General features: G+C 66.1%; 12 protein-coding genes, 2 tRNA genes and 1 pseudogene. 9 read left to right on the top strand and 6 right to left on the bottom strand.

Translation table 11 applies throughout. From position 1 onward, the window contains the following. The 6 genes and pseudogenes from E0T84_RS30875 to E0T84_RS30900 all read left to right on the top strand — a co-directional run. Positions 1-260: pseudogene (locus E0T84_RS30875) on the top strand (DNA topoisomerase IV subunit B); the annotation flags it as partial. A 57-nt stretch (positions 261-317) separates the two neighbouring features. Next, positions 318-4,085: an intein-containing DNA gyrase subunit A gene (gyrA, locus tag E0T84_RS30880; RefSeq protein ID WP_138746370.1), complete on the top strand. Its 3,768-nt coding sequence runs from the start codon at positions 318-320 to the stop codon at positions 4,083-4,085. Between the two features lie 52 nt (positions 4,086-4,137). Further along, positions 4,138-5,043, top strand: coding sequence for a DUF3566 domain-containing protein (locus E0T84_RS30885; protein WP_138746371.1), 906 nt, complete (start codon positions 4,138-4,140; stop codon positions 5,041-5,043). A gap of 56 nt (positions 5,044-5,099) precedes the next feature. Then, positions 5,100-5,173, top strand: a tRNA-Ile gene (locus E0T84_RS30890). A gap of 153 nt (positions 5,174-5,326) precedes the next feature. Beyond that, positions 5,327-5,399 (top strand) — tRNA-Ala (locus tag E0T84_RS30895). 277 nt (positions 5,400-5,676) lie between these two features. Beyond that, on the top strand, positions 5,677-5,967 hold the full coding sequence (locus E0T84_RS30900) for a hypothetical protein (RefSeq protein WP_249383791.1): 291 nt from the start codon (positions 5,677-5,679) through the stop codon (positions 5,965-5,967). A 20-nt stretch (positions 5,968-5,987) separates the two neighbouring features. On the opposite strand, the gene cwsA is transcribed toward E0T84_RS30900, so the two are convergent. Further along, positions 5,988-6,386: a cell wall synthesis protein CwsA gene (cwsA, locus tag E0T84_RS30905; RefSeq protein ID WP_070185393.1), complete on the bottom strand. Its 399-nt coding sequence runs from the start codon at positions 6,384-6,386 to the stop codon at positions 5,988-5,990. Between the two features lie 147 nt (positions 6,387-6,533). On the opposite strand from cwsA, the gene E0T84_RS30910 reads away from it, so the two are divergent. Next, positions 6,534-7,061, top strand: coding sequence for a peptidylprolyl isomerase (locus E0T84_RS30910; RefSeq protein ID WP_070185392.1), 528 nt, complete (start codon positions 6,534-6,536; stop codon positions 7,059-7,061). A gap of 73 nt (positions 7,062-7,134) precedes the next feature. Here the strand turns inward: E0T84_RS30910 and E0T84_RS30915 are convergent, their stop codons facing one another. Together E0T84_RS30915 and crgA are read right to left on the bottom strand one after the other, a co-directional pair. After that, the gene (locus E0T84_RS30915; protein ID WP_138746372.1) at positions 7,135-7,554 is read right to left on the bottom strand and encodes a PH domain-containing protein; all 420 of its coding nucleotides are present in this window, start codon (positions 7,552-7,554) and stop codon (positions 7,135-7,137) included. Positions 7,555-7,709: 155 nt separating this feature from the next. Further along, positions 7,710-7,994, bottom strand: a complete 285-nt coding sequence (gene crgA, locus E0T84_RS30920; protein WP_070185390.1) for a cell division protein CrgA — start codon at positions 7,992-7,994, stop codon at positions 7,710-7,712. A gap of 94 nt (positions 7,995-8,088) precedes the next feature. On the opposite strand from crgA, the gene E0T84_RS30925 reads away from it, so the two are divergent. Continuing rightward, complete coding sequence (locus tag E0T84_RS30925) at positions 8,089-8,838, top strand: DUF881 domain-containing protein (protein ID WP_070185389.1); 750 nt, start codon at positions 8,089-8,091, stop codon at positions 8,836-8,838. A gap of 31 nt (positions 8,839-8,869) precedes the next feature. Next, positions 8,870-9,544 (top strand): aminodeoxychorismate/anthranilate synthase component II, encoded by a 675-nt coding sequence (locus tag E0T84_RS30930; protein WP_070185388.1) that lies wholly within the window; start codon positions 8,870-8,872, stop codon positions 9,542-9,544. On the opposite strand, the gene pknB is transcribed toward E0T84_RS30930, so the two are convergent. The 3 genes from pknB to pbpA all read right to left on the bottom strand — a co-directional run bounded on the left by pknB (position 9,522) and on the right by pbpA (position 14,276). Further along, positions 9,522-11,393, bottom strand: a complete 1,872-nt coding sequence (gene pknB, locus E0T84_RS30935) for a Stk1 family PASTA domain-containing Ser/Thr kinase (RefSeq protein WP_138746373.1) — start codon at positions 11,391-11,393, stop codon at positions 9,522-9,524. The two genes, E0T84_RS30930 and pknB, sit on opposite strands and share 23 nt — an antisense overlap. After that, on the bottom strand, positions 11,390-12,670 hold the full coding sequence (locus E0T84_RS30940; RefSeq protein WP_138746374.1) for a serine/threonine-protein kinase: 1,281 nt from the start codon (positions 12,668-12,670) through the stop codon (positions 11,390-11,392). Before E0T84_RS30940 ends, pknB begins: the two co-directional genes overlap by 4 nt. A gap of 130 nt (positions 12,671-12,800) precedes the next feature. Then, positions 12,801-14,276 (bottom strand): D,D-transpeptidase PbpA, encoded by a 1,476-nt coding sequence (pbpA, locus tag E0T84_RS30945; protein ID WP_138746375.1) that lies wholly within the window; start codon positions 14,274-14,276, stop codon positions 12,801-12,803. Positions 14,277-14,334 lie beyond the last annotated feature (58 nt).

The following is a 14,334-nucleotide window of genomic DNA, read 5'->3' on the forward strand; positions in this document are numbered from 1 at the left end:
TGTTGGAGGCCGGCCGGGCGGCCGGCAAACGCATCAACGTCGACGACGGTATCCAGCGTTACAAGGGTCTGGGCGAGATGGATGCCAAGGAACTGTGGGAAACCACCATGGACCCGACAGTGCGGGTGTTGCGTCAAGTGACGCTTGACGATGCGGCCGCCGCCGACGAGTTGTTCTCCATCCTGATGGGTGAAGACGTCGAAGCGCGCCGCAGTTTCATCACCCGCAACGCCAAAGACGTTCGCTTCCTGGATGTTTAGCCGCCACGCGGCCAAGTCCTTTGACCTCATCAAGCCGAGCCGACGAGCGAGGAATCCATGACTGACACCACGTTGCCACCCGGCGACGGAGCCTCCGACCGCATCGAACCGGTCGACATTCAGCACGAAATGCAGCGCAGCTACATCGACTACGCGATGAGCGTGATCGTGGGTCGTGCGTTGCCGGAGGTGCGCGACGGTCTCAAGCCCGTGCACCGCCGCGTGCTCTACGCGATGTACGACTCAGGCTTCCGTCCCGATCGCAGCCACGCCAAGTCGGCGCGCTCGGTGGCCGAGACGATGGGTAACTACCACCCGCACGGTGATGCGTCGATCTACGACACCCTGGTCCGGATGGCCCAGCCATGGTCACTGCGCTACCCACTGGTCGACGGCCAAGGCAACTTCGGTTCACCGGGTAACGATCCCGCGGCCGCGATGCGTTATTGCGTGACCGGCGACGCGCTGGTGCGCCTCCCCTTCGGTCACTCGGTACGGATTGCCGATATCGTGCCGAATGCTCGTCCGCAATCCGACAACGTCATCGAACTCAAGGTCCAGGACCGCCACGGCAACCCTGTTGTTGCCGATCGACTGTTCCATTCCGGTGAGCACCAGACCTACGCCGTCAAGACAGACGAGGGTTATACGGTCACGGGTACCCAGAACCACCCACTCCTGTGTCTGGTCGATGTCGCGGGCGTTCCCACGCTTCTGTGGAAGTTGATCGAAGAAATCCGGCCGGGCGACAGGGTCGCGATTCAGCGCACGCAGCCGGCTGAGTTCGGACCCGCAGATTGGCACGAGACCCTGGAAGCATTACTACTGGGCGCCTTCATCAGCGAAGGTTTCGTGTCCGAGAACCGAGCGGGGTTCAACAATCTTGATCGCGATTTCTTCGACATGGTCGTGGCGGCGTATGACGCAGTTGTAGGCGGCCAGCGGTATGTATCGACGCGGACCATTGCGTCGGGATCGCGGCTGCACGAGCTCGATGTTCACAATCTGCACGCGTTGAAGGCTTCGCGCCTTGGCGATTTGGTCGGTCAACGGTCTGCCGACAAGGCCGTGCCGGAATGGATGTGGCGTGCCCCGGCAGCGGTCAAGCGCGTGTTCTTGCAGGCATTGTTCGAAGGTGATGGCTCATGTTCGTCGTTGCCGCGCAACGCTATTCAGGTTTCATACTCCACTCGGAGTGCGCAGCTGGCAGTCGACGTTCAGCAGATGTTGCTGGAGCTTGGTGTGGTTTCGCGCCGCTACCGACACGCGGTCGGCGAGTACAAGGTCGTCATCACCAACCGTGCTCAGGCGGAACTGTTCGCCGCGCAAGTCGGCTTCGGTGGCGCGAAGCAGACCAAGCTGAACCAACTTCTGTCGGCGCTCCCTGCCACGGCCAAAGGACTCGACGGTGACCACGTGCCGGGCTTGGCCGAATTCATCCGCACTCATGGTGGTGGCGGCTGGATGGACCGGGAATGGCTGCGCAAGCACAACATCGATCGGCTAGACCGGTGGCGCCGCAACGGCACTGAGATTCTCAGTCACATCGCGGATCAGGACGTTCGTGCGGTCGCCACGGACCTGACCGACGGACGGTTCTACTTCGCCCACGTTGAGTCGGTGACCGACGCCGGGGTGCAGCCTGTGTACAGTCTGCGCGTCGACACCGACGACCATGCGTTCATCACCAACGGGTTCGTCAGTCACAACACCGAAGCCAGGCTGACCCCGCTGGCGATGGAGATGTTGCGTGAAATCGACGAGGAGACAGTCGATTTCATTCCGAACTACGACGGCCGTGTGCAAGAGCCGACGGTATTGCCGAGCCGGTTCCCCAACCTGCTCGCCAATGGCTCGGGCGGTATCGCCGTCGGTATGGCCACCAACATCCCGCCGCACAACCTGCGGGAGTTGGCCGAGGCGGTGTACTGGTGCCTGGAGAACCACGAGGCCGACGAGGAGGCCACCCTCGCCGCGGTGTGCGAGCGGGTCAAGGGCCCGGACTTCCCCACCAGTGGCTTGATCGTCGGATCGCAGGGGATCCAGGACGCCTACACGACGGGTCGCGGTTCGATCCGGATGCGCGGTGTGGTGGAGATCGAAGAGGACAGCCGGGGCCGTACCGGCATCGTCATCACCGAGCTGCCCTACCAGGTCAACCACGACAACTTCATCACCTCGATTGCCGAGCAGGTGCGCGACGGCAAGCTGGGCGGTATCTCCAACATCGAGGACCAGTCCAGTGACCGCGTGGGCCTGAGAATCGTGGTGGAGCTCAAGCGCGACGCCGTCGCCAAGGTCGTGCTCAACAACCTCTACAAGCACACCCAGCTGCAGACCTCGTTCGGCGCGAACATGCTGTCGATCGTCGACGGAGTGCCCCGCACGCTGCGGCTGGACCAGATGATCCGCTACTACGTCGCACACCAACTCGACGTCATCATCCGGCGGACCCGATACCGGCTGCGCAAGGCCAACGAGCGGGCCCACATTCTGCGCGGTCTGGTCAAGGCGCTCGACGCCCTCGATGAAGTGATCGCGTTGATCCGCGCCTCGCAAACCGTCGATATCGCCCGCGCCGGTTTGATCGAGCTGCTCGACATCGACGAGATCCAGGCCCAGGCCATTCTCGACATGCAGCTGCGCCGGTTGGCCGCCCTGGAACGTCAGAAGATCATCGACGATCTGGCCAAGATCGAGGCCGAGATCGCCGACCTCGAGGACATCCTGGCCAAACCGGAACGGCAGCGCGCGATCGTGCGCGACGAGCTGGCCGAGATCGTCGAGAAGTACGGCGATGACCGGCGGACCCGGATCGTTCCCGCCGACGGCGACGTCAGCGACGAAGATCTGATCGCCCGCGAAGACGTCGTCGTCACGATCACCGAGACGGGGTACGCCAAGCGCACCAAGACCGACCTGTACCGCAGCCAGAAGCGTGGCGGCAAGGGCGTACAGGGTGCGGGGCTGAAGGCCGATGACATCGTCAACCACTTCTTCGTGTGCTCGACGCACGACTGGATCCTGTTCTTCACCACCCAGGGCCGCGTGTACCGGGCGAAGGCCTACGACCTGCCGGAAGCCTCGCGCACCGCGCGCGGCCAGCACGTGGCGAACCTGCTGGCCTTCCAGCCCGAGGAGCGCATCGCCCAGGTCATCCAGATCAAGGGCTACGAGGATGCGCCGTATCTGGTGCTGGCCACCCGCAACGGTCTGGTGAAGAAGTCCAAGCTGGTCGACTTCGATTCGAACCGCTCCGGCGGCATCGTGGCCATCAACCTGCGTGACGGTGACGAGCTGGTCGGTGCGGTGCTGTGCTCGTCCGACGACGACCTGCTGCTGGTCAGTGCCAACGGTCAGTCGATCCGGTTCTCGGCAACCGATGAGGCACTGCGGCCGATGGGCCGGGCCACCTCCGGTGTACAGGGCATGCGGTTCAACGAGGACGATCGGCTGCTGTCGCTCAACGTGGTCCAACCGGACACATATCTGCTGGTCGCGACGTCCGGCGGCTACGCCAAACGCACCGCCATCGAGGAGTACTCGGCCCAGGGCCGCGGCGGCAAGGGCATCCTGACGATCCAGTACGACCGCAAACGTGGCAGTCTGGTCGGAGCGCTGATTGTCGACGACGAGACGGAGCTTTACGCCATCACCTCCGGTGGCGGCGTGATCCGGACCGCCGCACGTCAGGTTCGCAAGGCTGGACGTCAGACCAAGGGTGTCCGCTTGATGAACCTGGGCGAGGGCGACACACTGATTGCGATTGCGCGCAACGCCGAGGAGGACTCAGACCCGGTTGGTGCTGAGTCCGACGAGGAATGACGCTGTCGCCGAGGCCCGACGCGGACCTCGGCCTGAGCTAAGGAGCTGTTAGGTGAGTTCACCGAACCCGCGGGCGGGCGACCGGTCCGGCAGTTCCAACGGCTCAGGTACCGGGGCTGCAGGGGCCGAAGGGGCGTCGACCACCGGGAAGGCTGCCGGAGTTCAGGCCCGGCCGGCCGGCGGTCAGATCACCGAGACCGGTGAAGCGCCGCCGTGGCAGCGCGGGACCGCCAGGACCACGCCGCCTCCGGCAACCGAGACGCGCGACGAGAGTGCCCGCACGCCGAACGCCCACTCCCCCGGTGTGGAAGCCCGGCTGCAGCGCTTCGTCGCCGGTTCGGAGAACCAGGAGACCGAGCAGCAACCACGGCCGGCCCGGCCGTCGGCTTCGGGCCAGGCGGCCCAGGGCGCCGCATCTGCGCCGCGCAGCGAGTCCGTGAGGTCCGAGGCCTACGCCAGTGAGATTCCCGATCTGTCCGGGCCGGCCCCGCGCCCGGCACAGCGCAAAACGTCCTCCGACGCTGCGACGGCCAGATCTTCGAGCAACAGCCCCACCACCCGGATCCAGGTGTCCAACCGCACCGCGCATCAGGGGCCGGTCCGGGCCAGCATGCAGATCCGCCGGGTCGATCCATGGACTGTGCTGAAGGTCTCACTGGTGCTGTCGGTGGTGCTGTTCTTCGTCTGGATGATCGCGGTGGCTTTCCTATACCTGGTGCTCGGCGCCATGGGTGTGTGGAGCAAGCTCAACAGCAACGTCGGCGACCTCCTGACCAGCGCCAGCGGCGCCTCCGGGGGCGAATTGGTGTCCAGTGGAACGATATTCGGCGGGGCGGCGCTGATCGGCCTGGTGAACATCGTGGTGCTGTGTGCGATGGCCACGATCGGGGCGTTCATCTACAACCTGACCACCGACCTGGTCGGCGGAGTCGAGGTCACGCTGGCCGACCGGGATTGATTTGGGAGTCTGCGCCCGGGTGCGGTAATCTCTGCGCTCGGTCGATCCCAATTTTCGGGCCTATAGCTCAGGCGGTTAGAGCGCTTCGCTGATAACGAAGAGGTCGGAGGTTCGAGTCCTCCTAGGCCCACGACACCCGGTGTAACCGGTGATCATCGAGAGGTTGCGCCATGCGGTTCATACTTCTGGCCGGCATCGCAGCCGCCGCGGTGATCGTCTGGCGATCACGTCACGGTGAAGAAGTTTGGCACGACCTGGAAATTCCAGCATCGCCGCCAGATTCGGGGCCTTAGCTCAGTTGGTAGAGCGCTGCCTTTGCAAGGCAGATGTCAGGAGTTCGAATCTCCTAGGCTCCACAACTCAATTCGGTCCTGAAGCGGTTCCGGTCTTAGCTGACGGAACCGCTTTTCTGGCTCAGCGTTGACACCGGGCCTGACGAATGCCGCTGTGCCATGGGTATTTCGAGTAGGACATCGGAGAATGTCCCGACGACACCCGTGTCAATTGATACCGTCGGCCCACATGAAGTGTTTGCACAAGATATTTCCTGTCGCGGCGGCACTCGTGCTCAGCACTGCCGCGTGCGGTACCGAGAGCAGCCAGCAGGGCCCGAGCAGCCCCCAGGCTCCTCCGGTGACCACATCGTCGAGCCACGCGCCGGCAGCGCCGGCTGCTCCGCAGACGACCGGCGACGCCACCACCGTGCCGATGATGCCCAACCCCAACGGTGACGGTTCGATGGTGCCGTGTGAGGGGACCATCTGCACCAACCCCAACCATGGTGCCGGTGACAATCCGGAGGAGAACGGTGGCGCGGTGATGCCCAATCCGAACGGGGACGGGTCGGATGTGCCGTGTGAGGGCACCATCTGTACCAACCCGAATCACGGTGCCGGCGATGACGACAGCGGTGGCGAAGGGTAGCCGCCGCCTCCCTGCGCGCCCTAGGGCTTCGGGCTGACTTCCACGCTCGGCGGCAACGGTGACGGCTCGGGCTGGGTGGAGCGTCGCACGATCGAGAACGTCACGGCCCCACCGGCCAGGACGGCCGCGGCGATCCCGGCGATCACCAGCCGGCGGCGCCGGCGGTTGGGCTGTGGCGCTGCGGCTGCCTCCTGCAGTACCTCGGGCAGCGCCGCCACGGTCTGCGCGGCTGCGGCGAGCTGGCGGCGCAGCTTGCCCGACTCGTAGCGCTTGCGCAGTCCGGCCGCGGCGGCGGACACGGTGTTGGCGCTGATGCCCACCACGCCCCGGGTCACGTCGACCGGGCCGACGGTGCTGTATTTCAAACCGCGGGCTAAGCGCTGACGGGGGGCCAACCGGGTTTCGACGTTCGCGGTCATCTGGCACCTTTCTGGGCACGGGCGGCGGGGGTGAGCTGTGGCCGGGGTTTGTCGGCTGAGATCCACATTGCCATCTCCGCGGGAGTCTGGGGGCGTTGGTGGGGTATCTGACCGTCGGCGGCGGCCGGGATGGCAGACTGAGTAGCCGTGACGAGCCCCATTCAGACCGCGACGGCGACATTGCACACCAACCGCGGCGACATCAAGATCGCACTGTTCGGAAACCACGCTCCCAAGACCGTGGCCAACTTCGTCGGCTTGGCGCAGGGCACCAAGGACTACAGCACCGAGAATGCCTCGGGTGGGACGTCCGGTCCGTTCTATGACGGCGTCATCTTCCACCGGGTGATCGACGGCTTCATGATCCAGGGCGGCGACCCGACCGGCACCGGCCGCGGCGGTCCGGGCTTCCAGTTCGCCGACGAGTTCCACCCCGAGCTGCAGTTCGACAAGCCCTACCTGCTGGCGATGGCCAACGCTGGTCCGGGCACCAACGGCTCCCAGTTCTTCATCACGGTCGGCCAGACCCCGCACCTCAACCGTCGCCACACGATCTTCGGCGAGGTTGTGGATCCGGAGTCCCAGAAGGTCATCGACGCGATTGCGTCCACCCCGACCGATCGTTCGGACCGGCCGACCGATCCGGTCGTCGTCGAATCGGTCACCGTGTCATAACGGGCCCAACCCCGCACCTACAGATGCGCGACGCCCCCGAATCCGGGGGCGTCGCGTGTTGTGTGGGGCCCGATCATCCCGGGGCTGCGTAACCGGCCTCGGTGAGCGCGTCCAGGACGTCGAGCGGGTCGGTTCCGAGATCCCACCGCGTGAGGACCACCAGGTGGTCGTCGACGGTGTCGATCTCCAGCAGGCGGACCTTCCGGGCGATCCGGCGGAACTCCGTGATGCGGATTTTCCGGATCTCATTGCGGCGATATGTTCGGTTACTCCACCAGCCGGCGACCGTGAGACCGTCTTGGTTAATTGCCAGTTTGGGTCGTGCCCGCCACGACAATGTTGCGAACGTGAGCAATCCCACCCCAGCTACGCCGGCAAGAACACGTCCGGGTGGGTCTGTGATCAAGGTCACAGCTGCGATAGCCATCATAAGTCCGCCTATGCCGCAACCTGCGACTCCGGCGGCCGGTGGCCCCCAATGAGTTTGCTGCACGGGTTCTTCACACCCTCTTACCGCGGGTAATGGAGTTATCCACAGGTGCTATCCCCAATGGGGATGAATCACAACGATGTGATTGAGTATCCGCGACGTTGCTGAACGGGTAACGCTGAAAACGTAAGATGAATTCATTATGGAGCAAGCTCGGGTCAGCGCCAGCGCATCGTGAGCAACAGCCCACTGATCATGAAGGCAAAGGCGATCGCGTAGTTCCACGGACCCAGGTCAGCCATCCACTGAAGGAAAGACGGGGTGTCCACCGGGTTGGTCGCGGCGAGCTGGAAAACCAGCAGCCACAACAGGCCGAACAGCATGAGGCCGATGAACAGCGCGACGAACCACACACTCGACGGCCCGGCTTTCACCTTGACCGGGGTCCGGCTCACCGACTTGATGGTGAAATCGTTCTTCTTACGGACTTTGGACTTGGGCATGGGTACCTTCGCGGACAGTCGGCGTCACACGGTGCGACGATGAGGCAGGATGCCTCACGAGCCTAACGTAGCTGCACGTCCAGGAGAGACTGCGATGGACCAACCGGATCGATCCCCGTGGCGTTTCGGCGTCCCGGTCGTCTGCCTGGCCGCAGGCTTGCTCCTGGCCGCTACCCACGGGGTCTCCGGCGGTGACGAGATTCGCCGCAGCGATGCGCCCCGTCTGGTCGACCTGGTGCGTGAGGCTCAGCAGTCGGTCGACCGGCTCACCGCGCAGCGCGATTCGCTGTCGACCGAGATCGACAGCCACCACGGCGGCTCCCCCGCATCACATGCGGCCCTCGGGGCGATCACCAGGCGCTCCGCGGAACTGGCAGTCGACGCGGGCACGGTCCCGATGCGCGGACCCGGACTGGTTGTCACACTCAACGACGCCCAGCGCGACGCTCAGGGCCGCTTTCCCCGCGACGCCTCCCCCGACGACCTGGTGGTGCACCAGCAGGACATCCAGGCCGTCTTGAACGCGCTGTGGAGCGCCGGCGCCGAAGGCATCCAAATGCAGGACCAGCGCATCATCGCCACGTCGGCGCCGCGCTGCGTCGGCAACACCCTGCTGCTCAACGGCCGTACCTACAGCCCGCCCTACGTGATCACCGCGATCGGTGACGCGTCCGCCATGCAGGCCGCCCTGGCCGCCGCTCCCAACGTCACCCTCTACAAGCAATACGTGGTGCGGTTCGGCTTGGGCTATCTCGAAGAACCCCGCGCCGAGGTTCAGCTGACCGGGCACACCGAACCGTTGCGGATGCGCTACGCGAAACCCGCGGGCCCTGTCGGCTATTAACGGTGGTTTTCGCGGCCGGTAGCCTGAGTCGATGCAGGTTCTGGTCGTCGACAACTATGACAGCTTCGTGTTCAACCTGGTCCAGTATCTGGGCCAGCTCGGGGTCGACGCGCAGGTGTGGCGTAACGACGACGACCGGCTGGCCACCGAAGCCGACCTCGCCAAGGTGGCAGCCGACTTCGACGGCGTCCTGCTGAGCCCCGGCCCGGGCACACCGGAACGGGCCGGCGCCACGATCCCGCTGGTGCGCGCGTGCGCCGCGGCCGGCACTCCCCTGCTCGGCGTCTGCCTCGGGCACCAGGCCATCGGGGTGGCGTTCGGCGGCACCGTCGACCGGGCACCCGAACTGCTGCACGGCAAGACCAGCGTCGTGCACCATGCCGATACCGGTGTGCTCAAGGGCCTGCCTGATCCGTTCACCGCGACCCGCTACCACTCCCTGACGATCCTCCCCGAGACCACGCCCGATGTGCTCGAGGTGATCGGGCAGACCGACGGCGGCGTGATCATGGCGGTGCGTCACCGGGAGCTGCCGATTCACGGCGTGCAATTCCACCCGGAGTCGATCCTCACCGAGGGCGGGCACCGCATGCTGGCCAACTGGCTGGGCGTATGCGGTGCCGCCCCCGAGGAACATCTGGTGGCTGCCCTCGAAGCCGAGGTGGCTCGCGCCGTAGCGGCGGCTACGACGCGAAGCTCAGCGTGATATTCGCCCCGAAGTTCACCCCGGTGCCCGCCGGCGGGCTCTGGGTGACCACGGCGTTGGTGCGCTGACCGCTGTCGCGCACATCCGGGCCCTTGTCCAAGATTCCGGTCCAGCCCAGCGCGCTCAACCGCTGGTAGGCGTCATCCCAGAACTGGCCGACCAGGTTGGGCATCACGAACTGGTTGCCCTTCGAGATGTGGATCTGTACCGGGGTGTCCTTGGGTACCGACGTGCCCGAGGTCGGCTCGGTATCTACCACCTGGCCGGCGGGTGCGGTGTGGTCGACATCGATGACCACCGTGTTGGTGAACCCGGACGCGGTCAGGATCTGCTTACACACATCGGCGCTCTGGCCCTTGCAGTCGGGAACCGAGGTGTCCTCCGGGCCCGAACCCACCACGAGCGTGACCTCGTAGATGATTCCCGCGGTCTGATTGGCCGGCGGGTTCGTGGCGAGCACGCGACCCTTCTGTTCGGGTGTCGACGGGCTCGCACTCTCCTTGACCTTCTCGAACCCGGCGTCCTTGAGCTTCTGCCGGGCCTGTGACGGGGTCAGGCCGGCAACGTCGGGGATCTGGGCCTGTTCGGGCCCTTGGGAGACGTTCACGGTGATCTCGTCACCGGCGGCCACCATGCTGTTGGCCGCCGGATCGGTGCCGATCACGACACCCGGGGCCACCTTGTTGTCGGTCTTGGTGTCCGTGCGCGTCTTGAATCCCCGGTTCTGCAGGGCGGCAACGGCATCGGCCGAACGCTGGCCGCTGACGTCCGGCACCTGCACGTCGCGGGGATTGCCGCCGAACATGTTGATCGCCACCGTGACCACCACGGTCAGCACCGCCAGCACCGCGACGGCGATCAGCCACCGGGCCACCGAGGCATTACGGTCGGCCGGCCGCGGCACCACCATGTTCTGGGTGGGCGCGCCGCCCCCCTGCGCCAGCATCGGGCCGGAGTTCATCATCGACGTCCGCTCGGCGTCGGTGAGCACCTTGGGCGCCTCTGGTGCCTCACCGCTGTGCACCCGGATCAGATCGGTGCGCATCTCGGCGGCTGTCTGGTAGCGGTTGTCCGGGTTCTTGGCCAGGGCCTTGAGCACCACGGCGTCGAGCTCCGGGGAGATGCCGGTATGCCGGTGCGACGGCGGGATCGGATCCTCACGGACATGCTGATAGGCCACCGCGACGGGGGAATCGCCGATGAAAGGTGGTTCCCCCGTGAGGATTTCGTAAAGCACACAGCCCAGCGAGTACACGTCGGAGCGGGCGTCGACGGTCTCACCGCGAGCCTGCTCGGGCGACAGGTACTGCGCGGTGCCGATCACCGCGGCGGTCTGGGTGACGCTGTTGCCGGTGTCGGCCAGGGCACGCGCGATACCGAAGTCCATCACCTTCACAGCGTTGTTCTTGCTGATCATGATGTTGGCCGGCTTGACGTCGCGGTGCACGATGCCGTGCTGATGGCTGAAGTTCAGCGCCTGGCAGGCGTCGGCGATGATCTCGATGGCGCGCCGCGGCGGGATCGGACCCTCGCCGTGCACGATGTCGCGCAGCGTCACACCGTCGACGTACTCCATGACGATGTAGGGCAGTGGCCCGTTGGGTGTCTCGGCCTCGCCGGTGTCGTACACCGCCACGATGGCCGGATGGTTCAGCGCCGCCGCATTTTGCGCTTCGCGGCGGAAACGCAGGTAGAAGCTGGGGTCGCGGGCCAGATCGGCGCGCAGCACCTTGACCGCGACGTCACGGTGCAGCCGTGTGTCCCGTGCCAGATGGACTTCGGACATACCACCGAAGCCGAGGATTTCACCGAGTTCGTATCGGTCAGAGAGATGCTGTGGCGTCGTCATCGCAGTATCTGTTCCGGTGCCCCTGATATGGCCGGAGCGTCACTCCCGGCTTCTCTGGGCACGATCACGTGGAGTGCCAGGTTCGGCAACGCTGCCGGGGTCTGGTAGGGCGTCGTCTGGGTCACCGTGTCGGTGACCGTGGGCGGTGGTGACTGCTGCTGATCCTTGCGGTCCTGCGCATTGAGCACGATCAGGATGGCGATCACGATGGCCAGCGCTCCGAGTACCCCGGCAGCCCACAGCAGGGCCCGCTGACCCGACGAGAACGTGCGCCGGGCGGGCGGGGCCGGACGATGGGCGGCGGCCGCGGTGGGCCGGGCCCGGGTCGCGGTCACCGGTGTGCGACCCGAGAGGTCCGCTGCGGCACGGGCCTGAGCGGCTGACGGTACCGCGGCCGGGGCGGCCCGACCCAGTGTCGGGGCCTGATTGGGACGCGGTGGACGGCGGCCGGAGCGCACCGCGGCGACCGCATCGGCGAACGGACCGCCTGACTTGTAGCGCATCCCCGGGTTCTTCACCAGGGTGATCTCGATCAGCTCGCGCACATTGGGCGGCAGATCCGCCGGCAGTGGCGGCGGCGTTTCCTTGATGTGCTTCATCGCCACCGTCAACGCACCGTCGCCGGTGAACGGGCGCTTGCCCGAAACCGATTCGTAGCCAACGACTCCCAGTGAATAGACATCGCTGGCCGCGGTGGCGTCATGGCCCAGGGCCTGCTCGGGCGCGATGTACTGGGCGGTGCCCATCACCATGCCGGTCTGGGTGACCGGGGCAGCGTCGACCGCCTTGGCGATACCGAAGTCGGTCAGCTTCACCTGGCCGGTCGGGGTGATCAGGATGTTGCCCGGTTTGACGTCACGGTGCACCAGGCCCGCGGTGTGGGCCACCTGCAGCGCCCGCCCGGTCTGCTCGAGCATGTCCAGCGCATGGCGCAGCGACAGCCGGCCGGTGCGCTTGAGCACCGAGTTCAACGGCTCGCCGTTGATCAGCTCCATCACCAGGTACGCGGTCCGGCCCTCACCGTCCAGCTCGGTCTCGCCGTAGTCGTACACGCTGGCGATACCAGGGTGGTTGAGCATGGCCACGGTGCGGGCCTCGGCGCGGAACCGCTCGACGAACTCGGCATCGGTGGAGAACTCGGCCTTGAGCACCTTGACCGCGACGCGCCGGCCCAGCCGTGAGTCGACGGCCTCCCAGACCTGACCCATGCCGCCGGTGGCGATCAGTCGCTGCAGCCGGTACCGCCCGGACAGCGTGACTCCGACGCGAGGGCTCACAGCTCGACTCCCAGTCGCTCCGGTCCTCGCTCGTCCCTCGCTGCGAGGGTCACGGTCCGTTTCCTCAACGCCACTCGTCCCTCGTGTCGCATCGTCAGCGGACGCCTCACTCCGGGTCGCCTTCGCGGACTCATGAATCCTCCCGTAGCGCCGCCGCAATCGTGGCGCGTCCGATCGGGGCGGCAAGTGCGCCGCCGGTGGCCGACAACCGGTCCCCGCCGTCCTCGATCAACACCGAGACCGCGACCTTCGGGTCCGAGGCCGGTGCGAATGCGATGTACCAGGCATGCGGCGGAGTGTTACGGGGATCCGTCCCGTGCTCTGCCGTACCGGTCTTCGAAGCGATCTGCACGCCGGCGATGGCTCCCTTCTGCTGAGTCACCTGCTCGGCGGCGACCATCAAGTCCGTAAGTGTAGCTGCGACCTGGGGTGACACCGCCCGGCGCTCTTCGGCGGGCGCGGTGGTGGCGATGGTGGTCAGGTCGGGTCCTTTTAGGCTATCCACAAGATACGGGCGCATGGCGATGCCGTCATTAGCGATGGTCGCGGCCACCTGCGCGTTCTGCAGTGGCGTCAGCGCGACATCGCGCTGCCCGATGCTGGACATGCCCAGGGCGGCCCCGTCGGCGATCGGGCCGGTGGTGGATTCGGCCACCTGCAGCGGGATGGTCGGCGGCGGCGAGTCCAGACCGAAGGCCTGGGCGGTGGACTTGAGCTTGTCGGCCCCGGTTTTGATCCCCAGCTGGACGAAAGCGGTGTTGCACGATTTGGCGAACGCCTCGCGCAACGTGGCCGTGGGACCGGGCCCGCACGAGGCCCCTCCGAAATTCTCCAGCGTGGCGGTGCTGTCGGGCAGGGGGATCCGGGGTGCTGCGGTCAGCTCGGTGTCGGGGGTACTGCCGGACTGCAGCGCCGCGGCGGTGGTGATCACCTTGAACGTCGAGCCCGGCGGGTAGGTCTCGGCGATGGCCCGGTTCAGCAGCGGGGACTGTGCGTCATCGCGCAGCTGCTGCCAGGCCTCGCTCTGGGCGTTCAGATCGTGGGTGGCGAGTCGGTTGGGGTCGTACGACGGGGACGACGCCATGGCCAGGATCTTGCCCGTCGACGGTTCCAGCGCCACCACCGATCCCTTGCAGGGGCCGTCACAACCGTGCTGCAGGGCGTCCCAGGCAGCCTGCTGGACCTGTGGCTTCAGCGTGGTGTCGACGTTGCCGCCGCGCGGGTCACGGCCGGTGAAGAAATCGGCCAGCCGGCGGCCGAACAGGCGTTCGTCGGAGCCGTTGAGGATCTGGTCCTCGGCGCGCTCCAACCCGGTGCTGGAGTACCCGAGCGAGTAGAAGCCGGTCACCGGGGCGTAGACCTCGGGATCGGGGTAGGTGCGCAGGAACCGGAACCGGCCTTCGGTGGCCTCTGAATAGGCCAGCAGCTGACCGCCCGCGGTGATCTGGCCTCGCTGGCGCGAATACTCGTCGAGCAGAACCCGCTGGTTGCGCGGATCGGCCCGCAACCCGTCGGCGGTGAAAACCTGGGTGATCGTGGCGTTGGCCAACAACAGCACGATCAGCACCATGATCGTGACTGCAACCCGGCGCAGGGAGGTGTTCATACCTTCTCGATCACCTCGGTGCTGGCCGCGGCGATGGGAGTGGGGTTGGGGCCGGGGG

This window comes from Mycobacterium sp. DBP42 (genome assembly GCF_005924235.1).
Lineage (GTDB): Bacteria > Actinomycetota > Actinomycetes > Mycobacteriales > Mycobacteriaceae > Mycobacterium > Mycobacterium syngnathidarum.